The sequence below is a fragment of the Achromobacter denitrificans NBRC 15125 genome (assembly GCF_001571365.1).
GTDB lineage: Bacteria > Pseudomonadota > Gammaproteobacteria > Burkholderiales > Burkholderiaceae_B > Achromobacter > Achromobacter denitrificans.
Window position 1 is genome coordinate 1 of sequence record NZ_BCTQ01000021.1, and the last position, 23,462, is coordinate 23,462.

The 23,462-nt window shown below is 67.4% G+C and carries 22 protein-coding genes, 1 tRNA gene and 2 pseudogenes; 13 read left to right on the top strand and 12 right to left on the bottom strand.

The features are described 5' to 3' along the window. Positions 1-102: 102 nt before the first annotated feature. The 4 genes from ADE01S_RS17850 to mutM all read right to left on the bottom strand — a co-directional run bounded on the left by ADE01S_RS17850 (position 103) and on the right by mutM (position 4,033). The gene (locus ADE01S_RS17850) at positions 103-297 is read right to left on the bottom strand and encodes a DUF2783 domain-containing protein (RefSeq protein WP_062683072.1); all 195 of its coding nucleotides are present in this window, start codon (positions 295-297) and stop codon (positions 103-105) included. Between the two features lie 19 nt (positions 298-316). Continuing rightward, complete coding sequence (locus tag ADE01S_RS17855) at positions 317-1,996, bottom strand: FAD-dependent oxidoreductase (protein WP_062683073.1); 1,680 nt, start codon at positions 1,994-1,996, stop codon at positions 317-319. Between the two features lie 117 nt (positions 1,997-2,113). Further along, the gene (locus tag ADE01S_RS17860) at positions 2,114-3,067 is read right to left on the bottom strand and encodes an MBL fold metallo-hydrolase (RefSeq protein WP_062683074.1); all 954 of its coding nucleotides are present in this window, start codon (positions 3,065-3,067) and stop codon (positions 2,114-2,116) included. Between the two features lie 138 nt (positions 3,068-3,205). Beyond that, the gene (gene mutM / locus ADE01S_RS17865; RefSeq protein ID WP_062683075.1) at positions 3,206-4,033 is read right to left on the bottom strand and encodes a bifunctional DNA-formamidopyrimidine glycosylase/DNA-(apurinic or apyrimidinic site) lyase; all 828 of its coding nucleotides are present in this window, start codon (positions 4,031-4,033) and stop codon (positions 3,206-3,208) included. Between mutM and ADE01S_RS17870 the strand changes: the two genes are divergently transcribed. The 10 genes from ADE01S_RS17870 to ychF all read left to right on the top strand — a co-directional run bounded on the left by ADE01S_RS17870 (position 4,032) and on the right by ychF (position 13,955). Further along, complete coding sequence (locus tag ADE01S_RS17870) at positions 4,032-5,918, top strand: tetratricopeptide repeat protein (RefSeq protein WP_062683076.1); 1,887 nt, start codon at positions 4,032-4,034, stop codon at positions 5,916-5,918. The genes mutM and ADE01S_RS17870 overlap by 2 nt on opposite strands. A gap of 32 nt (positions 5,919-5,950) precedes the next feature. After that, on the top strand, positions 5,951-6,514 hold the full coding sequence (gene lolB / locus ADE01S_RS17875) for a lipoprotein insertase outer membrane protein LolB (protein WP_062683163.1): 564 nt from the start codon (positions 5,951-5,953) through the stop codon (positions 6,512-6,514). A gap of 224 nt (positions 6,515-6,738) precedes the next feature. After that, a complete protein-coding gene (locus tag ADE01S_RS17880; RefSeq protein ID WP_062683077.1) occupies positions 6,739-8,337 on the top strand; it encodes a methyl-accepting chemotaxis protein in 1,599 nt (532 codons plus the stop codon). An 88-nt stretch (positions 8,338-8,425) separates the two neighbouring features. Continuing rightward, positions 8,426-9,337, top strand: a complete 912-nt coding sequence (gene ispE / locus ADE01S_RS17885) for a 4-(cytidine 5'-diphospho)-2-C-methyl-D-erythritol kinase (RefSeq protein ID WP_062683164.1) — start codon at positions 8,426-8,428, stop codon at positions 9,335-9,337. Position 9,338: 1 nt separating this feature from the next. Further along, positions 9,339-9,415 (top strand) — tRNA-Gln (locus ADE01S_RS17890). A gap of 164 nt (positions 9,416-9,579) precedes the next feature. Continuing rightward, positions 9,580-10,530, top strand: a complete 951-nt coding sequence (locus ADE01S_RS17895; protein WP_062683078.1) for a ribose-phosphate pyrophosphokinase — start codon at positions 9,580-9,582, stop codon at positions 10,528-10,530. Positions 10,531-10,677: 147 nt separating this feature from the next. Further along, positions 10,678-11,292, top strand: coding sequence for a 50S ribosomal protein L25/general stress protein Ctc (locus tag ADE01S_RS17900; RefSeq protein WP_062683079.1), 615 nt, complete (start codon positions 10,678-10,680; stop codon positions 11,290-11,292). A 95-nt stretch (positions 11,293-11,387) separates the two neighbouring features. After that, positions 11,388-11,984 (top strand): aminoacyl-tRNA hydrolase, encoded by a 597-nt coding sequence (gene pth / locus ADE01S_RS17905; RefSeq protein ID WP_062683080.1) that lies wholly within the window; start codon positions 11,388-11,390, stop codon positions 11,982-11,984. Continuing rightward, positions 11,984-12,769, top strand: coding sequence for a CPBP family glutamic-type intramembrane protease (locus ADE01S_RS17910; protein ID WP_062683081.1), 786 nt, complete (start codon positions 11,984-11,986; stop codon positions 12,767-12,769). Before pth ends, ADE01S_RS17910 begins: the two co-directional genes overlap by 1 nt. Positions 12,770-12,863: 94 nt before the next feature. After that, the gene (gene ychF, locus ADE01S_RS17915; protein WP_006385927.1) at positions 12,864-13,955 is read left to right on the top strand and encodes a redox-regulated ATPase YchF; all 1,092 of its coding nucleotides are present in this window, start codon (positions 12,864-12,866) and stop codon (positions 13,953-13,955) included. Between the two features lie 97 nt (positions 13,956-14,052). Here ychF and ADE01S_RS17920 read toward each other — a convergent pair whose 3' ends face one another. Together ADE01S_RS17920 and ADE01S_RS32140 are read right to left on the bottom strand one after the other, a co-directional pair. After that, complete coding sequence (locus ADE01S_RS17920) at positions 14,053-14,871, bottom strand: hypothetical protein (protein ID WP_062683082.1); 819 nt, start codon at positions 14,869-14,871, stop codon at positions 14,053-14,055. Positions 14,872-15,028: 157 nt separating this feature from the next. Next, positions 15,029-15,374 (bottom strand): annotated as a pseudogene (locus ADE01S_RS32140) (LLM class flavin-dependent oxidoreductase); the annotation flags it as partial. On the opposite strand from ADE01S_RS32140, the pseudogene ADE01S_RS32145 reads away from it, so the two are divergent. Next, positions 15,338-15,559 (top strand): annotated as a pseudogene (locus tag ADE01S_RS32145) (LysR substrate-binding domain-containing protein); the annotation flags it as partial. The pseudogenes ADE01S_RS32140 and ADE01S_RS32145 sit on opposite strands and share 37 nt — an antisense overlap. On the opposite strand, the gene ADE01S_RS17930 reads toward ADE01S_RS32145, so the two are convergent. Genes ADE01S_RS17930 through ADE01S_RS17940 form a run of 3 tightly spaced genes read right to left on the bottom strand, consistent with a single transcriptional unit; the run spans position 15,553 to position 18,103 of the window. Beyond that, positions 15,553-16,029 (bottom strand): hypothetical protein, encoded by a 477-nt coding sequence (locus ADE01S_RS17930; RefSeq protein ID WP_062683165.1) that lies wholly within the window; start codon positions 16,027-16,029, stop codon positions 15,553-15,555. The pseudogene ADE01S_RS32145 and the gene ADE01S_RS17930 overlap by 7 nt on opposite strands. Positions 16,030-16,054: 25 nt before the next feature. Next, positions 16,055-16,504, bottom strand: coding sequence for a MarR family winged helix-turn-helix transcriptional regulator (locus ADE01S_RS17935; protein WP_062683084.1), 450 nt, complete (start codon positions 16,502-16,504; stop codon positions 16,055-16,057). Positions 16,505-16,507: 3 nt separating this feature from the next. Next, the gene (locus ADE01S_RS17940) at positions 16,508-18,103 is read right to left on the bottom strand and encodes an MDR family MFS transporter (RefSeq protein WP_062683085.1); all 1,596 of its coding nucleotides are present in this window, start codon (positions 18,101-18,103) and stop codon (positions 16,508-16,510) included. Between the two features lie 306 nt (positions 18,104-18,409). Here ADE01S_RS17940 and ADE01S_RS17945 point away from each other — a divergent pair, with 306 nt between their 5' ends. Continuing rightward, positions 18,410-20,911 carry an AsmA family protein gene (locus ADE01S_RS17945; protein WP_062683086.1) on the top strand — a complete coding sequence of 834 codons (2,502 nt, stop codon included), beginning with the start codon at positions 18,410-18,412 and terminating at the stop codon, positions 20,909-20,911. Continuing rightward, positions 20,908-21,291 carry an MOSC N-terminal beta barrel domain-containing protein gene (locus ADE01S_RS17950; RefSeq protein ID WP_062683087.1) on the top strand — a complete coding sequence of 128 codons (384 nt, stop codon included), beginning with the start codon at positions 20,908-20,910 and terminating at the stop codon, positions 21,289-21,291. Before ADE01S_RS17945 ends, ADE01S_RS17950 begins: the two co-directional genes overlap by 4 nt. A 46-nt stretch (positions 21,292-21,337) precedes the next feature. On the opposite strand, the gene ADE01S_RS17955 is transcribed toward ADE01S_RS17950, so the two are convergent. From ADE01S_RS17955 to coaD, 3 genes are all read right to left on the bottom strand, one after another. Continuing rightward, positions 21,338-22,558, bottom strand: a complete 1,221-nt coding sequence (locus ADE01S_RS17955) for a benzoate/H(+) symporter BenE family transporter (RefSeq protein WP_062683088.1) — start codon at positions 22,556-22,558, stop codon at positions 21,338-21,340. Beyond that, entirely contained in the window at positions 22,555-22,806 is a 252-nt protein-coding gene (locus ADE01S_RS17960) for a YfhL family 4Fe-4S dicluster ferredoxin (RefSeq protein ID WP_062683089.1), read from the bottom strand. The genes ADE01S_RS17955 and ADE01S_RS17960 overlap by 4 nt, the downstream gene beginning before the upstream one ends. Positions 22,807-22,925: 119 nt before the next feature. Continuing rightward, positions 22,926-23,429: a pantetheine-phosphate adenylyltransferase gene (coaD, locus tag ADE01S_RS17965; protein WP_013396175.1), complete on the bottom strand. Its 504-nt coding sequence runs from the start codon at positions 23,427-23,429 to the stop codon at positions 22,926-22,928. Between the last annotated feature and the right edge of the window lie 33 nt (positions 23,430-23,462).

A 23,462-nucleotide genomic window follows, 5' to 3' on the forward strand; every position in this document is an offset into this window, starting at 1 on the left:
TTGTTTTTCGGCCGATGCCAGGCACCGTCTGCCTACGGCCGCATGGGTTTCGCGCGTTGGGCAGCTAGGTTCTCACCTAGGAACTGCCGCGCTCCACCCATCCTACGGCGCTACCGAGGCGCGTGCCTGGCGCAGCGCTTCGCGCAGCACGTCCATGTCGCCGAGATGGTTGGCCAGCAGCAGGATCAGCGCCGCGTTGAGCTCCTGGCTCTGCTCGTTGCTCAGGTCGCGGTGAGTGTCGATCAGCGCTTCGTAGAAGTCGTCGGGCGAGGCCAGGTTGGTTTCGGTAATCAGCATGATGGGTTGACCTCGGAGTTCAGGCGCGGCCCGTGGCGCGGTTGATCGACGCGGCGACGGCGGCGGTGTCGAAGGCGCGCCAGCGCGCAGCGATGTGCTGGTCGGGGCGGATCAGGTAGGCGGTGCCGGGCTGGGCGTCGTAGCGCTTGCCCAGGCAGCCTTCGCGGTCCGTCACGGCGGCCAGGTCCGCCGGCAGCGCCGACAGATCGCATTGCGGGCCGGCCACCAGCACCGCCTTCACGGGAATCGGCGCCATGCGCAGCGCCTGCAGCGCGAGCAGCGTGTCGCGGGCGGGCGGCGCATCGCCGCAGAACAGCGCCAGCACGAATTCGCCGTCCAGCTGCGACAGCCACCAGTCGGGCGCGCCGCGCGTTTCCACCGGCGCGTCCAGCGCGACGGCGCCGGGCACCATGCGGCCCGTGAAGGCGTCCGCGTCGGGCGTATTCAGCGGCGAGCCGGCATAGGTGGATGGCAGCGACAGACGGCCGCTGTTGACCAGCGAGCGCGCGAAGGGGTGGGTCTTGGCGAGATTCAGCACCGCGTTGCGGAAGCTGCGGCTGATGTCGCTCTTGGGCGTGATGAAGTCGGTGGCGCGCGAGGAATTCAGGATGTTCTCGTCCGCCGCGTACTCGCGTTCGGTACCGTAGCTGTCGATCAGCGTTTCCGGCGCCTGGCCGGCCAGCACCAGCTTGAGTTTCCACGCCAGGTTCTCGGCATCCTGCACGCCGCTGTTGGCGCCGCGCGCGCCGAACGGCGAGACGCGGTGGGCGGAGTCGCCGGCGAACACGACGCGGCCATGGCGGAACTTGTCCATGCGTTCGCACGCAAAGGTATAGACGCTGACCCATTCCAGCTCGAAGCGCGCGTCGGGGCCGAGCAGCGCGCGGATGCGCGGCAGCACGTTCTCGGGCTTGACGGCTTCGACCGGGTCGGCGTTCCAGCCCAGCTGGAAGTCGATGCGCCAGACGTTGTCGGGCTGGCGATGCAGCAACACGGACTGGTTGGGATGGAAGGGCGGATCGAACCAGAACCAGCGCTCGGTCGGGAAGTCGGCCTGCATCTTGACGTCGGCGATGAGGAAGCGGTCGCGGAAGATGCGGCCGTGGCTTTCCTGGCCGATCAGCTTGCGCACCGGCGAACGGGCGCCGTCGCAGGCGATCAGCCAGTCCGCGTGCAGCGGATACGAGCCGTCGGGCGTCTCCACGCTCAGCGTCACGCCGTCGTCCGCCTGGGTCACGGCGACGACCTTGTTCTTCCAGCGCAGATCGATATTGGGTTCCTGGCGCGCCTGCTCGTACAGATAGCCTTCGGCGTAGTACTGCTGCAGGTTGATGAAGGCCGGGCGGCGATGGCCGGGTTCGGGCAGCAGGTCGAAGCGCCACACTTCCTGTTCGCGGAAGAAGACCTTGCCCACGTTCCACGACACGCCCTTGTCGATCATGCGCTGGCCGACGCCGAGGCGGTCCCAGATTTCCAGCGTGCGCTTGGAAAAACAGATGGCGCGCGAGCCGGTGGACAGGCGGAAGTCGTCGTCCAGGACCACCACGCGCACGCCCTGGCGGGCGAGGTCCAGCGCGGTGCTCAGCCCGACCGGGCCGGCTCCCACGACCACGACCGGGTGCCGCGCGAGCGCGCTGGCGGCCTGGTCGGCGTGTTTTTCATAGGCGAATTCCATCGCCTGAAAGTCGATGTCTCCCACGATCGTCTCCTGTGTGGGTCATATTGTTTTTATGCGCCGATGCCGCGCGCCGCCTTGCGGCGCGCGATTCCGGTCCCTGCTCGGCGGGGCGGGGCCGCTGGCCGCGGCCCCCTGGGATCAGCCTTCCAGCTGCGCCCACATCTCCAGGTCGCGCTTGTCCGTCCAGATGCGCGGATCGGTGTAGCCGGTGGCCTCGTCGTAGGCGCGCGACACGTCGAACGGCATGCAGTGGTCGAAGATCACCCAGTCGCTGTAGCGCGGCTTCATGAAGTCGTAGACCTCGCGGTAGATGGTCTTCAGGTCCTTGCCTTCGGCCACGCCGCGGTTCACGGCGCCGTACAGGTCGGTCAGGAAGGCGCGAGTGCCGGCCAGGCCCTGGCGGACTTCGGTTGCGTTCTTCAGCGCCGGACCGCGGCCGGGAACCATTTTTTCGGCTTCGAAGCCCGACAGCGCGTCCAGCGTCGTGGGCCAGTCGCGGAAATAGGCATCGCCGCAGTAGGGGGTGGACTGGTATTCGACCAGGTCGCCGGCGAACAGGATCTTCTGTTCGGGCAGCCAGGCGATGGTGTCGCCCTTGGTGTGGCCGCGGCCCACCTGCAGCAGCTTGACTTCCAGGTTGCCCAGGTTGACGGTCATTTCGCCCTTGAACGTCATCGTCGGCCAGACCAGGCCGGGCGGAATCGATTCGGCGTTGCGGAACAGGCGCGGGAAGCGGCCGATTTCGCTGGCCTTGTCCTGCTCGCCGCGCTCGACGATCAGGTCGTAGGTGTCGCGGCTGGCCAGGATTTCCTGGGCGTTGTAGGCGGACGCGCCGAACACGCGCACGGCGTGGTAGTGCGACAGCAGGATGTACTTGATGGGCTTGTCGGTGACTTCGCGGATGCGGCGGATCACGTCCTGCGCCATGACGGGAGTGGCCTGGGTGTCGATCACCATGACGGCCTCGTCGCCGATGATCACGCCCGTGTTGGGGTCGCCTTCGGCCGTGTAGGCATAGGCGTTGTCGGACAGTTTTTCGAACGAGACGACCTTGTCTTCCAGGTCGGCGTGCGAGGCGAATTGCTTGCTCATGGAGGCTCCTTCCACTTTTATAGGCATAGGGGTGTGGAAGGAATATAGCGCGGCGTTAGTATTTGTGCAATACGTTTGCTATAAACAAATGTCCTTGTTTTTACAGGGATTTCCCGCGGATTTTGGGGCTTCCCGGACTCAGTTACGTTGGCATTTCGGGCAGTAGTAAGTGGCGCGCTGACCCTGCACGAAGCGCCGGATCGGGGTGGCGCAGACGCGGCAGGGCAGGCCTTCCCGTTCGTAGACCGCCGCGTGGATCTCGAAGTAGGCCCCGGGCTCGCCGGTCGCTCCGACATAGTCGCGCAGGGTGCTGCCGCCCGAGGTCAGGGCGTCGGCCAGGGTGGCGCGCACCATGTCGGCCAGCCGGTCGCAGCGGGCTGGCGACAGCTTGTTGGCCGGGGTCTTGGGGTTGATGCGGGCCCGGAACAGGCTTTCCGATGCGTAGATATTGCCCACGCCCACCACCGCCATGCCCGCCAGCAGCACCTGCTTGACGGCGGCGCCGTGGTTCTTGAAGTGCCGGTGGAGCCAGGCGCCGTCGAACCGCGGGTCGAAGGGTTCGATGCCCAGCTTGGCCAGCAGGGGGTGGTCTTCGATGGGGCCCTCGGACGCCGGATGCCACAGCACCGCGCCGAAGCGCCGCGGGTCGTGCAGGCGGAGCACGGCCTGGTCGAAGATCCATTCGACGTGGTCGTGCTTGCGCAGGAATTCGCCCGGGGCGACGCTGCGCAGGGACCCGGACATGCCCAGGTGGACGATCTGGGTGCCGTGCTCGAAGCGCAGCAGCAGATACTTGCCGCGGCGGGCGCACTCAAGCACGGCGCGGCCGCGCACCAGCGCCGGCAGATCCGGCGGGATGGGCCAGCGCATGCGGGATTCATGGACGACCAGGCGCGTCAGCGTCCGGCCGGTGATGACGGCGTCGATTCCCCGACGCGTGGTTTCGACTTCAGGCAGTTCCGGCATGAGCCAGTGTAAGATCATCAATTGCGTGTACGAAGATTGTGCCATCAACCGGACGGGCCGCGTGAAGTCGTCTTTCAAACCAATGAACATCGGGATTGCCGCGCTGGCGCTTGCGCTGGCAGCAATACTGACCCCGCCGGCGCAGGCCGCCGACAGCCGGACCCGCGATGCGACCGGGCCCCGGATGGCGCCCCAGAGTCGTCAGCCTGAAACCGAGGTGATCCGCCTGCGTCCGGGGCAACTGCCCTACGTGTCGCTGACCGCCGATATCTTTTACCGCGTGCTGGCCTCTGAAATCGCCGCGCAGCGCGGCATGTACGGCTCGGCGGCCACCACCATGCTGGGCCTGGCCCGGGATACCAGCGATCCCCGCCTGGCCCGCCGCGCCCTGGAATTCCAGCTGGCCGGCGGCAACCTGCCCGGCGCGCTGGAGGCTGCCCGCGTCTGGGCGCGCCTGTCGCCCAACGATATCGAGGCCAGCTCTACCGAATTGGCGCTGGCCGCGGCCAACGGCCAGACCAAGGGCCTCGCCCAGGCGCTGCGCAACCGCATCGACGCCTCCCGCGACAAGCCGGCCGCCATCGGCCAGGCCCTGGCCGTGCTGAGCCGCCTGAACGACCGCCGCCTGGCCCTGCGCATCCTCGACGAATCCCTCAGCGACAGCGTGCGCAAGCTGCCCGCCGCGCACCTGGCGCTGGCCGACGTGGCCTCCGCCGCCGGCGACTACGAGCGCGCCGCGCAGGAGTCGCGCGCGGCCCTGGCGGCCGACCCCCGCTCCGAACCCGCCGCCCAGCGCGTGCTGGAATACGGCTCCAAGGTGGATCCGCAGCGCGCGCAGGCCGAGGCCCGCGCCTACATCGCCCGCAATCCCAACGCCCGCAAGGTGCGCCTGATGCTGGCCGGCCAGCTGGCCGACAGCGGCGACTACAACGGCGCCCTGGCCGAACTGCAGGCCATGGCGCGCCGTTCGCCGGAAGACTTCGACCTCCTGTTCATGCAGGCGCAACTGGCCTACAAGGCCGGGCAGCTGCCGCAGGCCAAGTCGCTGCTGCAGCAGTACCTGGACGTGCAGAACCAGCGCCAGCGCGCCACCGTGCCGGGCGCGACCGACGCCGGCGCCGCGGCGGCCGACGCCCACGTGCTGCTGGCCCGCATCGCCGAAGACCAGGGGCACTACGACGAAGCCATCGCCGAACTGGGCCGCATCGACGACCCGACCCTGCGCTACTCCGTGCGCATGCGCCAGGCCGTCTTGCGCGCCAAGGGCGGCCACATCGACAGCGCGCTGTCCCTGATCGATGCCGCCGGCCCCCAGGACGACGAGGAACGCACGCTGGGCGTGCTGACCAAGGCCCAGATCCTGCGCGACGCCGATCGCGTGCCGCAGGCCATCTCGGTGCTGGAAGCGGCCGACCAGGCCATGCCCGACACGGTCGAGATCAAGTACGAGCTGGCCATGCTCTACGAGCGCCAGGACCGTCTCGCGGACCTGGAGCGCATGCTGCGCCAGGTCATCGCGCTGGACCCGGACCACGCGCACGCCTACAACGCGCTCGGCTACACGCTGGCCGACCACAACCAGCGCCTGCCCGAGGCCCTGGACCTGATCACGCAGGCGCTGGAACTGGCGCCCAACGATCCCTTCATCCTGGACAGCATGGGCTGGGTCAAGTACCGGATGGGCGACTCCACCGCCGCCGCCGACTACCTGCGCCGCGCCTACAGCGTGCGTCCGGAGGCCGACATCGCGGCCCACCTGGCCGAAGTCCTCTGGAGCCAGGGCAAGCGCGACCAGGCCGTCGAACTGCTGCGCGCCGCGCTGCTGAAGGATCCCAAGAACAAGACCGTCCAGGACGTGATCAAGCGCCTGGGGGTCAGCCTGTGACGGCGCGCATCCCGCGCCTGCGCGATGCCGCGATGCTGTTGCGATGGACGCTGATGGCGATGCTGGCCGCCGTGCTGGCCGCCTGCACCACACCCAAGCCGATCGAGGGCGCCAGCGCCGACGCCTTTTCCCGCATCGGCCGCTTCGCGCTGACCGTCAACGAGGAAAGCGGCAAGCAGAATGCCGTGCAGGGCGGCTTTTCCTGGTCGGACGACGGCCGCCGCTACGTGCTGGACCTGACCAACCCGCTGGGATCGACCGAAGCCCGCGTGGAAGGCCGGCCGGGCGCCGCCAGCCTCACCAAGTCCGACGGCACGCGCCTCGTGGCCGACAACCCCGATGCGCTGGCCGAAGAGGCCCTGGGCAGCAGCGTGCCCGTGTCCGGGCTGCGCGACTGGCTGCGCGGCAAGCTGGCCGCCCAACCGGAAGCCGTCGAGGTCGCGCGCGACGAGCTGGGCCGCCCCACGGCATTCGAGCAGGGCGGCTGGCGCGCGCGGCTGTCGCGCTACGACGCGCTGGGGCCGCAATTGCTGGTCCTGGAACGCCTGGAGCCGGGCCGCCGCATCCTGCTGCGGCTGGTGGTCAACCAACCCTGAGCCTGGCTTGCCGCCAAAGAGGCAGGGTTGCCTGATACGGGTTAACCCTTATCATGTCGCGCGGATTTCAATCGAAGAAACAGACGCCGCAAATCCGTCTGCGTTACGAATTGAAATATATTGTCTTGATTGAATAATTCTCCCTGGCGCCCCGGCCGTGGTTCGTGCCGCGGGTCGCAATGCGGCGCCGACGCCAGTCGCCGCCGCTTTTACGGAGAATGGCTATGTTCAGGAACACACGCATCGCGACGATGCTTTTGGGAATCATCGCGGTATTTTTCACTTTCCAGTTGCTGGTGGGCGGCATGGGCTTCGCGGCCTTGTGGCAAACCAACCAGGACGTCGCGCAGCTCTATCGCCTTTCCTCGCAGCAGGTCAACGCGGTGAACTCCGCCGCGCTGTCGCTGGTGGCGGCGCGCACCGACCTGAGCCGCTACGCCACCCGCGTCGCGCAGGGCAATGCCAGCGACGCGACGTCGCTGCAGCATGCGCGCCAGCGCATCGTGTCGGCCGATCGCGCCTTCCAGGGTTTCTCAGGCGGCTTGTCGGCCGAGGAAACGGCCGAGTCGGCCAGCCTGATCGACGCCTACGGCAAATTCAGCGCCAATCTGCAGAACGTGGGCCGCGTGCTTGAGGCCGGCGATATGGAAGCCTATTTCAAGCAGGGCACCCAGCAGGTGCAGGAACGGCTCATGACCGAGCGCGACGCCTTCATCCTGCGCGCCGAGGGCACGGGGCAACGCGTCATGGACGAGATCTCCGTCTTCCACGCCCTGTTCACGTCCTTGCTGGCCGGGATCCTGGCGCTGGGCCTGCTCATGGCCGTGGGCGCGCACGTGCTGATCCGCCGCATCATCCTGCGTCCGCTGCTGGAGGCCGGCGAGATCTTCCGCCGCATCGCCGAAGGCGACCTGACGCGCCGCGTGGCGGACCGCGGCAGGAACGAGATCGGCGTGCTGCTGGCCGCGCTCAAGAGCATGCAGGACAGCCTGGTGCGCACCGTGTCGGCCGTGCGCCGCGGGGTCGACGAAATCAACGTGGGCGCGCACGAGATTTCGTCCGGCAACGCCGATCTTTCCAGCCGCACGGAAGAGCAGGCCGCGACCCTCGAAGAAACCGCCGCCAGCATGGAAGAACTGGCCACGACGGTCAGGCAGAACGCGGATACCGCGCTTGAGGCGAACCGCATGGTGGCGGCCTCGGCGGCCGTGGCGCGGCGCGGCGGGGAAGCCGTGTCCAGCGTGGTGGAAACCATGCGCGCCATCTCCGGCAGCTCGTCGCGCATCGCGGACATCGTCGGCGTGATCGACGGCATCGCATTCCAGACCAACATCCTGGCGCTCAATGCGGCGGTGGAAGCGGCGCGCGCCGGCGAGCAGGGCAAGGGCTTCGCGGTGGTGGCGAGCGAAGTGCGGACGCTGGCGCAGCGCAGCGCCGCCGCCGCCAAGGAAATCAAGCAGCTCATCGAGGATTCCGCGCAGAAGGTCGACATGGGCTCCGAGCAGGTGGAGAACGCCGGCGCCACGATGCGCGAAATCGTCGAGTCCGTGCAGCGCGTGACCGGCCTGATGGGCGAGATCTCCGTCGCCTCCGAGGAACAGGCCACCGGCATCGATCAGGTCAATCGCGCGGTATCGCAAATGGACGGCGTGACGCAGCAGAACGCCGCCCTGGTGGAACAGGCCGCGGCGGCGGCCGGCGCGCTGGAAGAGCAGGCGCGCCAGCTCGCCGGCGCGGTGGCGGTCTTCAAGCTGCCCGAGGGGCGGGTGATCGACGCGCCGGCGCCCAGGCTGGCGCCGGGCGCGGCGCCTCGCCTGGCGTGAGCCGCGGCTGCCGCGCGGCCTTCCGGGCGGCGCGGCGGCCGGCGCGGTCTGGCTAGAATGTGATCTTCCCTCGCCCCGGTTGTCTTTCGTGACCCTCTACGACGTTCCCGCTCCCGCCAAGGTGAACCTCTTCCTGCACGTGGTGGGCCGTCGCGCCGACGGCTACCACCTGCTGCAGACCGCCTTCCGCTTCATCGACCTTTGCGACACGCTGCATTTCGACCTGCGGGCCGACGGCGGCATCGGCCGCTCCACGGACCTGCCGGGGGTGCCGCCGGAGCAGGACCTTACGCTGCGGGCCGCGCATGCGCTGCAGCGCGCCACGGGCACCAGGCAGGGCGTGCAGATCGGGCTGGAGAAGCGCATCCCGCAAGGCGGGGGCCTGGGGGGCGGCTCCAGCGACGCCGCCACGGTGCTGATTGCGCTGAACCGGCTCTGGGGGACGGGGCTGTCCCGGCGCGAGCTGATGGCCCTGGCTTTGCCGCTGGGCGCCGACGTGCCCGTTTTCGTGTTCGGCCAATCGGCGTTCGCGCAGGGCGTGGGAGAGGAACTTGCTGCCGTCACGCTGCCGGAACGCGCCTATCTGGTGGCTCAACCAGATGCCAGCGTGCCGACCGCTGAGATTTTTTCCGCACCCGATTTGACAAGGGATTCTTCTTACATCACAATAGCGGACTTTCTTGCTTCGCCAACTTTCTGCTTCGGCAGGAATGACTTGGAGCCGGTGGTCTACCGCCTTTACCCAGAAGTGCTTGGGGCATCGCGGTGGCTTGCAGAACAGTTGAAGCCTCGCGGCGTCGCGGTTCGCATGTCGGGATCTGGTGCGTGTTTGTACGCCGAATTTTCCGAACTTTCCGAAGCCGTTTTGGCGAAAACAGAAATTACCGCTATAATGCGCGGCGCTGATAAAACATTCAGCCAAACGCATCCACGGTTTCGGTTAGTGCAGGCATGTACTGGGTTAGCTGAACATCCGTTGCGGAATTGGATTGCAAGATAGTTGGGGAGTCGCCAAGCTGGTTAAGGCACCGGATTTTGATTCCGGCATGCGAAGGTTCGAATCCTTCCTCCCCAGCCAACCGAATACATAACAAAGCTGTTGAACACGCCTGTAAGACACTGGCCCGGGTTCAGCAGCTTTTTTATTTTCCGGATCGGCTGGTGTGTCGTATCGTTCGGTATCACCCCCCGTATCACTCGCAACACTCGTTAGTGTCTTAAACGACCATCGCATCATCCATCATGGCAAACGATAGCTTCATGATTTTCACGGGCACCGCCAACACTCGGCTGGCCGTGGACGTAGTCAACCACCTCGATATGTCCCTGGGCAAGATGACCGTCGGTCGCTTCTCGGACGGGGAGGTGATGGTCGAGATCAACGAGAATGTGCGTGGCAAGGATGTCTTCGTCCTGCAGCCCACCTGTGCGCCCACGAACGACAACCTGATGGAAATCATGGTGATGGTCGATGCGCTGCGCCGCGCTTCCGCCGGCCGCATCACCGCCGCCATCCCGTATTTCGGCTATGCCCGCCAGGACCGCCGCCCGCGCTCGGCGCGCGTGGCCATCTCGGCGAAGGTCGTGGCCAACATGCTGCAAGTGGCCGGCGTCGACCGCGTCCTGACCATGGACCTGCACGCCGACCAGATCCAGGGCTTCTTCGACATCCCCGTGGACAACATCTACGCGGGCCCGATCCTGCTGGGCGACATCTGGCGCCGCAATTTCTCGAACCTGGTCGTCGTGTCCCCGGACATCGGCGGCGTGGTCCGGGCCCGCGCGCTGGCCAAGCAACTGGAAGCCGACCTGGCCATCATCGACAAGCGCCGTCCGCGCGCCAACGTGTCGGAAGTGATGAACATCATCGGTGAGGTCGACGGCCGCACCTGCATCATCATGGACGACATGGTCGACACCGCCGGCACGCTGTGCAAGGCGGCCCAGGCCCTGAAAGACCGCGGCGCCGGCGCCGTGTACGCCTATTGCACGCACCCCGTGCTGTCGGGCGGCGCCATCGACCGCATCGAAGCGTCGGAACTGGACGAACTGGTCGTCACCGACACCATCCCGCTCTCCGAGCAAGGCCAGGTCAGCGGCAAGATCCGCCAGCTGTCGTGCGCCGCGCTGCTGGGCGAGACCATCCTGCGTATCTCGAACGCGGAATCGGTCAGCTCGCTGTTCGTCGATTAAGACGCGGCGTCCCTCGGGCGGGTAGCCCGGATACCGAGTTTTGCGCCTTGCTGGTCGCGGCAAGGCGCAACAAACACGGCGCGCATTTCGCGTGCCGTGCACCAACCGGCGGAGTCTCTTCGCCATTTATTGTTTTTGGAGTTATCCATGAAATTCAATGCCACTGCGCGTAGCGTTCAGGGTTCGAGTGCGAGCCGCCGCCTGCGCCGCGCGGGCCGCGTTCCCGCCATCGTTTATGGCGGTACGGCTGCCCCCCTGAACATCGAACTCGACCACAACGAGATCTACCACGCCCTGCGCAAGGAAGAGTTCCACGCTTCCATCCTGCAAATGGCGCTGGAAGGCGCGGCCAAGGAAGAGCAAGTCCTGCTGCGTTCGGTTCAATGGCACGCCTACAAGCCGCAAGTCCTGCACGTGGACTTCCAGCGCGTGGACGCCAACCAGGCCCTGCGCACCAAGGTTCCGTTCCACTTCGTCAACGCTGAAATCTCGCCGGCCGTGAAGCTGGGCGGCGCCATCATCAGCCACGTCCTGACCGAACTGGAAGTGACCTGCCTGCCGGCCGCTCTGCCCCAGTTCATCGAAGTGGACCTGAAGGACCTGCTGCCTGGCGCTTCGGTCCACCTGGCCGACATCAAGCTGCCCAAGGGCGTGACGTACGTCCCCCACGGCGGTGACGACAACCCGCTGGTGGCTTCGGCCGTCGTGAAGGGCGGCGCCGCCGCTGCCGAGGAAGGCGAAGCCGAAGCTCCGGCCGCCTAAGTCTGCCGCGGGCCCTCGCGCCCGCAGGCGGCTTGAGCCCGAAACCCTGCGTGTGCATTTGCATGCGCAGGGTTTTTTGGTTTAAACACCCCATCATGTCTACTCCCATACGCCTCATCGTGGGATTGGGTAATCCCGGTCCCGACTACGAAACCACCCGGCACAACGCCGGCTTCTGGCTCGCCGACCACCTGGCGGACGATCTGCGCGCGTCTTTCGCGCTGGAGAAGTCTTTTTTCGGCATGGTGGCCAAGGCCCGGCTGGGCGCGGACAACGTGCTGCTGCTCAAGCCCACCACCTACATGAACCGTTCCGGCCAGGCGGTCGGGGCGCTGGCCCGCTTCTACAAGCTGACGCCGGAGCAGGTGCTGGTGCTGCACGACGAACTCGACCTCATGCCCGGGCAGGTGAAACTGAAGCAGGGGGGCGGCCATGCCGGCCACAACGGCCTCAAGGACATCCAGGCCGCGCTGGGCAGCCCCGCCTTCTGGCGCCTGCGCATCGGCATCGGCCATCCGCGCACGCTGGGCCTGGCGCAGCAGGTGGCGGATTTCGTCCTGCATCCGCCGCGCCGCGAGGAACAGAAGCAGATCGAAGCCGTCATCGACCGCTGTCGCGCCGTGGTGCCCGCCATGCTGGCCGGCGATTTCCCGCTGGCTACCCGCCAGCTCCATAGCGGCAACGACGCCTGATGGCCGAAACCGCCCGCCCGTCCGCCGCGCCGCCCACGAGCACGCGGTTTCGCGGCGAAGTCGTGGATTTCTGGCGATTCATCCGCCGACCGCGCCCGGTGGCGCGGCTGCCCGGCAGGGCGGCCGCCAGCGGGCTGGTGGCGGACTGGTGGCCCAACCTCTCGCCCGGACGCCTGCTGGCCTGGGCCGGTCTGCTGTGGGCCCTGAACCTGTTCGCGCTGGGGCCGGTGGCGGTGGCCGCGGCCGGGCTGGGGGGCGTCACGCACCGGCTCGACCCCACCAACATCCCCTGGCTGACCGCCGTGATCTGGGCGCCGCTGGTCGAGGAGATGCTGTTCCGCTATGGCCTGCGCCGGCCGAAGCAGGCCCTGTGGCTGATCCCCGCGATGCTGCCCGTGGTGCTGTGGGGCCCCAAGGTCTGGACCGGCCTCCTGCTCGCCGCCTTCGTGATCCTGGCATGCTGGGGCGCGCGACAGCGCGCCGAGCTCCTGAAGGGCTGGGACACCACCTGGCGGCGCTACTACCTCAAGCACTTCGGCCTGGTGTTCCACCTGGTCGCGCTGACCTTCGCCGCCGTGCACCTGACCAACTTCGTCTACGCCAAGACGCCGTACTGGCTGTTGCCCCTGCTGGTCCTGCCGCAATGGCTGACCGGCCTGGTGCTGGGCTGGATGCGCGTGCGGCGCGGCATCGGCGCGGCCATGCTGCTGCACTCGCTTTTCAACGCCGGCCCCATTTTGATGATCTGGCTCGTCATGCGCCTGGTCCCCTCCGCGGCCGCCTAGCGGGGCCGCATGCCCGTCGCTCCCGGAAAACCATTCGGCCCGGCGGGGTAAACTAGAACGTTAACGATCAATACCGTACTTACACAGGATTCCCATGGCTCTGCAATGCGGCATCGTCGGCCTGCCCAACGTTGGCAAATCGACACTCTTCAATGCTCTGACCCGCGCCGGCATCGCCGCCGAGAACTATCCGTTCTGCACCATCGAACCCAACGTCGGTGTGGTCGAGGTGCCGGATCCGCGTTTGCAGAAGCTGGCTGAAATCGTCAAGCCTGAACGCATCCTTTCCGCCACCGTCGAATTCGTCGACATCGCGGGCCTGGTCGCCGGCGCGAGCAAGGGCGAAGGCCTGGGCAACCAGTTCCTCTCGCACATCCGCGAAACCGACGCCATCGTCAACGTGGTGCGCTGCTTCGAGGATCCCAACGTGATCCACGTGGCCGGCAAGGTCGATCCCATCGCCGACATCGAAGTCATCGAAACCGAACTGGCCCTGGCCGACCTGCAAACTGCCGAGAAGGCCCTGCAGCGCCACCAGAAGACGGCCCGCTCCGGCGACAAGGAATCGCAGCGCATCGTGGCCGTGCTGGAAAAGTGCGTGGCCCAGCTGAACGAAGCCAAGCCCATCCGCGCGCTGGACCTGAGCACCGAGGAAAAGGCCGACATCGCCCAGCTCTGCTTCATCACCGCCAAGCGCGCGATGTACGTGGGCAACGTGGCCGACGACGGTTTCACCAACAACCCGCTGCTCGACCGCCTGACCGAATTCGCCGCCGCGCGCAACGCGCCCGTGGTCGCCATCTGCGCCGCCATCGAATCCGAGATCGTCGACCTGGACGACGCCGACCGCCAGGCCTTCCTGTCCGACATGGGCATGGAAGAACCCGGCCTGAACCGCCTGATCCGCGCCGCCTTCAAGCTGCTGGGCCTGCAAACCTACTTCACCGCCGGCGTGAAGGAAGTGCGCGCCTGGACCGTGCCGATCGGCGCCACCGCGCCCCAGGCCGCGGGCGTCATCCACACCGACTTCGAACGCGGCTTCATCCGCGCGCAAACCATCGCCTACGAAGACTTCATCACCTACAAGGGCGAGCAGGGCGCGAAGGAAGCGGGCAAGATGCGCGCCGAAGGCAAGGAATACATCGTGCAGGACGGCGACGTGATGAACTTCCTGTTCAACGTCTGACGCCACGCCTCCGCGCGTATCAAAAAGCCCTGCTTGGCAGGGCTTTTTTCATTGCGGCGCCGGCGCGGGGTGAGCGTCGGCGCCCGGGATGCGGCGATCAGTCGACGGAGCGTCGATGCGTGGTGGCGATGGCGACCTGCTTGGTGGCCTCGGCGATCCTCTTTTCGTAGAAGGCCCGATCCGGCGCGAACGTGGGCAACACGTTGCGCTCATCGAAGTTCCGGACCGAACTATTGATCAGCTTGAGCTGGAAATACCGCGTCGATGCCTTTTGCACCTCCAGGGTGTCCCAGTTGGAGCAATCCATGAAGCCGACCGAAACCGTGGCCGTCTTGGTGGCGCCCGCGGGCAGGCCGCCCTTGTGCTTGAAGTAGCTGGAAACCTGGCAATGGCGATCCGTGGTTTGTTCGCCGTTGAGGAACAGCCACGCGTCCCATTGCGCCGAAGAAATATTGAAGCGGCTGCCGTTGGTGACCTCGTACGCGAAATCCGAGCGCGAAAAGAACTTGTCCTTGTCGATGCCCACGCCTTTGGCCGTGACCTTCGCAAGTTCCGCTTCGACTTCCCGCAGAAGCTTCTCTTCCTGCGCGAATCTGTCGGCGTTCCTGGCAATCTCCGCCGTGGCGTTCGCCACTCTCTCGCCCTGGGTCCGGATGTATTCGTCGGCCTCCTGGGTGATGACCAGGCGTGGCGTCAATTTCGGGTACTTGTCGATGAGCCGCTGCAGATCGAAATCGCTGACGGCCCAGTTGAACGCGTCCCGCTGCGCAATCGTCATGTCCGCCCAGGCCTTGTTCAAGGAGGCCTTGTAGGCGGCTGCGTCGGTGGTGGCCAGGCGCGTATCGAGGCCTTTGTCGCATCCCGCGAGAGCGAGGGCCGCCGTGAGGATGAGCGCTCCTCGATAAATTGACCGCATGTTTCAGTTCTCGTGAATTTGTTACGGCCGTACTTTACCTAAATGCGGCGGGTTTCGCTGGCGGGCGCTCAACGCCGCCCATGTTCCCGGTCGCCCGGATCGACGGTCCGGATCGCGACGGCGTCCGCGTGTTGGGGGATGTCGGGGTTGCAGGCGCTCACCAGGACGCGGGCAGCGCGGCGGGGCCTGCGAGCGAGGGGAAATGCGGCAGCACTTCCTCGGCCAGCTCCTGGATGACGTCGGCGGGCGGCCGTCGCGCGAACTGGATGCCGAGCGCGGCATGGTTCACGCCCGCTTCCTGCCAGGTGTGCAGCAGGTCGATCAGGCCCTTGCGGCCGGAAGCCGCCGTCGGGAACCCGCTGGCGCCAGGCGCGGATCTTGGCGGCCAGGCGTTGCGGCCCTTCGGCGGTGTGCGTGGCGTCGGGGTAGGTCAGCCAGCCGTCCGCGTGCTCGGCGATCCAGCCCAGCGGCCGGCCAGGGCCTGGCGCTGGTGCCGCAGGAATATGCGCGGGAGGAGATCGCCGCGGGGCGGCTGGCGCTGGCCCTGGACAAGCCCTGGCCTGCGCGCTTCGCCTACTACGTGGTGATGCTGCCGGAGTCTGAGCAGCGGCCGGAGGTCGCGGCGTTCGTGGCCTGGCTGCACGACGAGGCGCGGGGAGCGGCCTCGGCGCAAGCGCCGGTTCAGTAGCTGCCGGCAGGCAGCACGTCGGCCAGCCACGCCTCTGGGCTGGGCTCGGCGCGCAGCATGTGGCGCACCCAGGCGTCGCGCTCATGCGCGGTGACCGCCAGTTCCCAGACGCAGGCCAGGGCCGGCGCCTGCACGGGCTCGAAGCGGCGGGGATCGTCCAGCGGCGCCGACAGCATGCGCTGGCACACGATGCCGCCGGACAGCCACCAGTCCACTAGCAGCCAGACGGCTTCTTCGCCGACGTGCACGATGCAGAACCCCAGGCCGTGGCTGCGTTCGCCGGCCGCATGGTCGCGCAGGACGGCAGCCGCCGCGTCGCGGGCGGCGCGCGCCACCTCGGCGGACAGCATGGGCGCGGCCGGGTCGGGATCGCGCTGGATCGCGTAGGCCTTGATCGTATGCGCGGCATCGCGCCAGGTGTCCAGGCAGGCGATGCGGCGGGGGACGTAGGGTTCGGGTGGCAAGGGCATGTCGGCGTTGCGCAAGCCGGGCGGCTCAGGCCTGCGCCGGCTTGTCGCCGGCGGCATGCAGGAAGTTCTGCTCCAGCACGCTGAGCACGCGGTTCAGCGTGTCGATGTCGGCCGCCGACAGGCCCTTGAGCGATTCTTCGAAAAAGGCGGCCCGCTTGGGCAGGGCTTCGTTCACGACCGCCTGCCCGGCCGGCGTGAGGCTGGCGTTGGTCAGGCGGTTGTCCTGCGGATCCACGGCGCGCGCGATCCAGCCCAGTTTCTGCATGGCCTGCAATTGGCGCGTGAGGGAAGCGGGGTCGAGCCGACAGCGTTCGGCCAGGTGCTTCTGCGAGCACTGGCCGCATTCGTGCAGGGCCAGGAGGATGCGCCAGCGGGGCAGGGCGTGGCCCACCCTGCCGCTGAATGCGCTCTGCATGACGCGATAGGTCAGCCCCATGTGCTGGATGACCTGCAGGCCTTGTTGCTGTTTGGGCAAAAGCTATTCTCCGACGCTGGCCGGCTCCGCCTTGGGACGGACCAATTGAACCGGGGGCACGCGCCGCACGCACCAGAGGGCGAACACGGCGACGGCCAGGGCGATGAGCTGCCCTTCATGGATGGCGCCGACGAGCGCGACGCGCGCGATCTCGATCAGCGAGGTCCCATCCTGGCCCTGGTGCGCCAATTGTGCCAGGAACTGCGTCTGGGCCTCGGGATTGACCAGCATCTGGGGATCGTTCAGCTCCGGCAGCCAGCGCGCGGAAGCGCCGCGCAGCGTGGATTCGACGCCGCTGAAGTAGCTGTGGCTGACCATGGTGCCCACGATGGCCGTGCCCAGCATGCCGCCGATCATGCGCAGGGATTGCAGCAGCGCGGTGGCGATGCCGAGGTGGCTGCGGCCCGCGGTCTGCTGCGCGAAGACCGTGAGGTTGGGCATGATGAAGCCCATGCCCAGGCCGGCCATCAGCATGTAGGCGGCGATCACGCCGTGCGAGGTGTCGCTGTGGGTGGTGACGATGCCCAGGCACGACAGCGCCATCAGGATGAAGCCCGCGTACAGCATGCGGTTGGGATGGCGGATCCGGGTGATGATGCGGCCGTTCACGATGCTGCCCACCGTGATGAAGACGACCATCGGCGTGATCAGCATGCCCGCGTCCTGCGGCGACAGGCCGAAGCCGCCCTGCAGCAGCAGCGGCGCATAGAACAGCAGCGAATACATGGTCACGCCCACCAGCAGGGCCAGCGTGAACAGCATGGCCAGGCCGCGGTTGCGGAACATGTCCAGCGGGAGCAGCGGATGCGGACAGCGCCGTTCCCACCAGTAGAGCAGGACGAAGGCCGCGACGCTGGCGGCGCCGAGCAGCACGATGGCGGTGCTGATCCCTTCCTTGGGCAGCAGTTCGACCAGCAGCTGGAGCGTTCCCAGGGCCAGCGCGATGAGCAGCGCGCCCTGCCAGTCGAGCCGCACGGGGCCGGCCGTGTTGTTGCGCAGGTGCGGCAGGTAGCGGGCCACGAACCACAGGCCCAGCACGCCGATGGGCAGGTTCACGTAGAAGACGGAGCGCCAGCCGTAGTGTTCCGTCAGCGCGCCGCCCAGCGTGGGGCCCACCGCGTTGGCGATGCCGAAGGCGGAGCTGAGCATGACCTGCCAGCGCAAGCGCACGTGCGGGTCGGGAAAAAGATCGGGAATGGACGCGAAGGCGGTGCCCACCAGCATGCCGCCGCCGATGCCCTGCAGCGCCCGCGCCAGCACCAGGGCGAGCATGCTGTCGGCCGCGCCGCACAGCGCCGAGGCCAGGGTGAACAGCACGATGGCCGCCACGACGAAGGGCTTGCGCCCGTAGTAATCGCCCAGCCGGCCGAAGATGGGCACGGTGATGACGGACGTCAGCAGGTAAGACGTCGCTACCCATGCATACAGTTCGAATCCCTTGAGTTCGGCCACAATGGTCGGCAACGCCGTGCCCACCACGGTCTGGTCGATGGCGACCATCATCATGACGAAGCACATGCCGAGCATGGCGAGCAGGGTTTGCCGGAAGGGAAGCACCTGGCCGGGTGAGTGCGGGGTGCCGGAAGCGGGGGCGGACATTGTTGGATGGATCAATGATTGATGTATCAATCATTCTAGCCCTACAATCCGCCAGACAGAAAATCGTCAGCTTCCGCGCCGAATTCCAAGGGGCGGACGCCGGCGGTTTGGCGGGCCGCGTCGCGAACGCGGCCCGATTTGTTACGATAGCGGTATCTGTGCGCCGGCCCGGCCGGCGTCTTCACCTCTCAAAAGGGCCAGCGGCGCCTGCCCGGTGGTCTTTTCCACCGGTAAAGCACCATCCTCGCGCTCCGGCGCGGTGGGCGGCATTCGAGGATTTCCAGTCGAGGTACCGACGGGGCAGCAATGAAAACGTGGTTCAAGCGCATTTTGATAGGCCTGGTGGTGTTGGTTGTCGTGGCCGTCGTTGGCCTGGCCATCTTCTTGCTGACATTCGACCCCAATGCGTACAAGTACAAGCTGGAAGAGCTTGTCCAGCAACGCTACCAGCGCACGCTGACGATCGACGGCGAGATCGAGCTGTCGCTGTTCCCGCGCATCGGCTTGTCGGTGCAGGGCGTGTCGCTGTCCGAGCCCGATAGCGCCGAGACCTTCGCCTCCATCGAAAGCACCCGCCTGGCGGTTGCCGTGTGGCCCTTGCTGTCGAACAGCTTCGTGGTGGACCACGTGGCCATCAGCGGCCTGAAGGCGCGCGTGATCCGCGACAAGCAAGGCCACTTCAATTTCAGCAACCTCGTGGGCGGCGCCACGCCTGTCACCGAGGCGCCGGCCAATCCGGCGGAAGCGCTGGTGGGCGCGGCCCAGAGCGCGGCGCAGGCCATCACCAACGGCAGCCTGCCGCAGCCCCGCAACAACATGCAGATCGACATCGCCGGCCTGGACCTGAAGGACGGCGAAGTGCAACTGCAGGACGCCATCAGCGGCATGGCGGTGGCGGTCACCAAGATCAACGCCAACACCGGGCGCGTCACGTTCAACCAGCCGTTCGACGTGCGGCTCACCGCGCGCGTCGAAGGCGGCAACCCGCGCGTGGACGCCAACCTGACCGGCCAGGCGCTCTTGACGCTGGACCCGTCCGCCAAGCGCTATGCGGCGCAAAAGCTCGACCTGCGCATGGACGGCAAGCTGCCCGGCGCGGAAGCCAAGAGCCTGGCGATGCGCGGCAACCTCGCGTTCAACGGCCAGAAGTCGGCGCTGGACGTGGCCGGCCTGGAAGTCGTGTTCCAGGGCGACGTCACCGATCCCGCCGCGCGCGCCACCAATGTGGACGCCAGCGTGGCCATGCCCAAGCTGTCGATCGATCCGCACAAGAGCCAGTTGCAGATCGAGAAGCTCGCCATCCGCGCCAAGGGCGGCGTGGCCGACGGCCCGTTCGAATTCGCCGTGGACGCGCCGGCGCTCAATATTTCCCCCGCCTCCGCCACCGGCGAAGCGTTGACCGGCCGCGTGCGCATCAGCGGCCTGGACGCCAGCTTCGGCCTGAACGGCATCAGCGGCAACGCCGGCGAGCTCGACATCAAGGAAGCCAAGCTGGACAGCACGTCGAAAAAGGGCGAGCGCGTGGTCAAGCTGAACTTCGCCTCGCCGCTGTCGCTCAACCTCCTGCAGCGCAGCGGCGGCCTGTCCGCCTTGCGCGGCGACGTGAACATCACCGATCCGGGCTTGCCCAAGGGCAGCCTGCAGATCCCCGTGATCGGCAGCGTGACCGCCGATCTGTTGAAGGATCAGGCAACCAGCAAGATCAACGCCGTGCTGGAAGGCGGCAAGTTCGACCTGAGCGCCGACATCACCAAGCTGAGCGATTCGCCCCGCGTGAATTTCGCGCTGGTCGTGGATACGCTGGACCTGGACAAGCTGGTGCCGCCCGTGGCGGCGCCCGCGCCCAAGCCGCCCGCCGAGGGCAAGAAGGACGAAAGCAAGCCGGCGCAGCCCGCGCCGGCGCCCGCGGCCCCCGCCGACGATTCGATCGACCTCTCCGCCCTGGTCGGCCCCAGCGTCAACGGTACGCTGAAGGTCGGCAAGCTGGTGGTGCGCGGCCTGAAGGCCGACGACGTCGGCGCGTCGGTGAAGCTGGACAAGGGCAAGCTGGAAATCACCAGCCTGACGGCCGGGCTCTACGGCGGCAAGCTGGCGGGCGCCCTGACGGTCGACGCCGCGCAGGGCAATCAGCTGGCCACCAAGATGTCGCTGGCGGGTATCGCGATCGAACCGTTCCTGATGGACCTGGCGAACCGGAACGTGCTGAGCGGCACCGGCAGCCTGGCGCTGGACCTGAAGACGGCGGGCGCGAACGCCTACGCCATGAAGAGCGGCCTGGGCGGCACCATGCAGCTGCGCCTGCGCGACGGCGCGGTCAAGGGCATCAACCTCACGCAGACGCTGCGGGACCTGAAGGCCGCGTTCAAGCCCGAGTCGCAGGACGAGACCGTGCCGGCCGATACCAGCAAGCAGACGGCCTTCTCCGAAATGGACGCGGACCTGGCGTTCACCAAGGGCGTGGCCGCCGTGAAGCGCCTGAACGTCGTGTCGCCGCTGTTGCGCGTGACGCAGGGCGATCCGGCCACGATCGACTTCGTCAAGAGCGAGCTGGATCTCGTGGCGCGGGCGCGCGTGGTCAACCCCGCCGCCGATCCCGAAGGCCAGGAACTGATCGACCTGAAGGATGTGACCATCCCCGTGCACGTGAAGGGGCCGTTCGAGAAACCGACCTACACGCTGCTCTGGAAGGACGCCGTCGGCGCCATCCTGAAGCGCAGCCTGGAGAACAAGCTGCGCGAAGCCGTCACCGGCAAGGGCAAGAACGGCGCGGCGGTCGACAAGGCATTGAAGGGCTTGCTGGGCAAATGAGCGCACACTTCCAACCCATCGCCGAATGCGGCGCCACGGCGCAGGCCGAGGCCGCCGGCTACCACCGCCAGTGGCTGATCGCCAACGATTCCGGGCAATGGCTCAATCGCGAGCTGTGCCCCCGGCTGGCCGAGGTGTCGGTCGAGCTGCGGCTGGGCTACCTGGTGCTGAAGGCGCCGGGCATGCTGCGCATGGATATTCCGCTGGACGTCATCGAGGATGACGACAGCGTGCGCTACAGCATGAAGGTGGGCGAACAGGCCATCGACGTGATCGACGAAGGGGAACTGGCCGCGGCCTGGATCTCCAATTTCGTGCAGGTGCCTTGCCGCATCATGAAGGTGCACCCCGACACGCCCGTGGCCGCCTGGCCCGCCTGAGGGGCCGCGCGCGGCTCCGCGCAAGCGGGGCAACCCCTCTTCGGCGCTACTGCGCGCCGGCGCGCCGGTATTCGAAAGCGGCGTGGGCCAGCAGGCCCGCCACCAGGCCCCAGAAGGCCGACCCGATTCCCCAGAAACTGAAACCCGATGCGGTGGCCAGCAGCGTGATGAGCGCGGCTTCGCGGCGCTGGGGATTGGCCATGGCCGCGGCCATGCCGCCCATGATGGTGCCCAGCAGGGCCAGGCCGGCCAGGGCCGCCAGCAGGGCGGGAGGCAGGGCCTGGAAGAACACCGCCACGGCGCCCGCCACGACGCTCAGCGCGACGTAGCCCAGGCCGTAGGTGGCGGCGGCGATGTAGCGCTTGCCCGGGTCCGGATGGGCTTCGGGGCCCGTGCAGATGGCTGCGCTGATGGCGCCCATCGTGACGCTGTGCGCGCCGAAGGGCGCGGCCAGCAGGCCCAGCAGGCCGGTGGCGGCCACCAGGCGGGACGCGGGCGGGCGATAGCCGGCGGCTTGCAGGATGGCCAGGCCGGGCAGGTTCTGGGAGGCCATGGCCACCACGAACAGAGGAATGCCCAGGCTGACCGCGGCCTGCGCGCTGAAGGCTGGCGTGGTCCAGACGAATTCGGTGAGGCGCCAGTCCAGCAGGTCCAGCCGCATCAGGTCCAGCGCGAACGCGATCGCGATGGCCACCAGCATCACCACCAGCACCGCGTAGCGCGGCGCCAGCCGCCGGCAGACCAGGTAGGACGCGCACATCGCCAGCACCAGCGCGGGCTGATAGCTGATGCTGCCGAAGATGCCCATGCCAAAGTTGAGCAGCACGCCGGCCAGCATGGCCGCGGCGATCTCGCCGGGGATGCGGCGCAGGATGGGGTCGATCCAGCCGAACAGGCCGCAGGCCAGCGTCAGGGCGGCTGCCAGCACGAAGGCGCCGATGGCCTCGTTGAACGGCACGCCGGCCAGCGCGGTGACCAGCAGGGCGGCGCCCGGGGTGGACCAGGCCATCACGATGGGCAGGCCGGTGCGCAGGCTGTACAAGGCGCCGCCGAAGCCGAAGGCGAGGCTCAGCGAGCCGATCCAGGAGCCGATGCGCGCCGCGTCCAGGCCCGCGGTGTGGCCGGCCTGCACCATCAGCACGGCGGTTCCGCCGAAGCTGACCAGGACGGCGACCAGGCCGGCCGCGACGGCCGACGCGGAGAGGTCGCGGCGGGCGCGGTGGCGGGGAGGGGGGAGGTCGATGCTGGATTCGGCGGCGTCGCTCATGCGGCACCAGTGAGGCGGCGGTACTTGGCCATGAGCTGTTCCTGGCCTTCATGCCATTGCGGGTGCAGTTCGATGCACTCCACCGGGCATACCACCTTGCATTGCGGCTCGTCGTGGTGGCCCACGCATTCCGTGCAGCGATCAGGGTCGATCACGTAATAGTCCGCGCCCATGGAAATCGCCTCGTTCGGGCACTGGGGCTCGCAAACGTCGCAATTGATGCATTCTTCGGTGATGGTCAGGGCCATGGCGGGGCTGCGGTAAAAGCGGTGGGGCGACCGCTATTGTACCGCCGCCGCCCTTTCGGCCGGGGCAGCGGAGAAAGGGCGCGGAGCGCGCCCTTCGGGGAGGGAGCGGCGCCGGCCGCTCAGCCCGGCCAGGACTGCTCGCGGCGCTCCTTGGCCTTTTCCTGCAACCAGCGCTCGACCGACGGGAACACGAACTTGCTCACGTCGCCGCCCAGCTGGGCGATCTCGCGCACGATGGTGCCCGAGATGAACTGGTATTGGTCCGAGGGCGTCATGAACAGGGTTTCGACGTCGGGCAGCAGGTGGCGGTTCATGCCGGCCATCTGGAACTCGTATTCGAAGTCGGACACGGCGCGCAGGCCGCGAACGATGACGCGGCCGCCCTGGTCGCGCACGAAGTCCTTGAGCAGGCCGCCGAAGCTTTGCACTTCCACGTTGGGATAGTGGCCCAGCACTTCGCGCGCGATCTCAACGCGCTCGTCGATGCTGAAGAAAGGCTTCTTGTTGCGGCTAATGGCGATCCCTACCACGACTTTGTCGAAAAGCGTGGCCGCACGGCGGACCAAGTCCTCGTGGCCTCGGGTCAGCGGGTCGAAAGTGCCGGGATATACAGCGGTGATCATGCGAGCTCCGTACCGTTATTAGTGGTGTACACC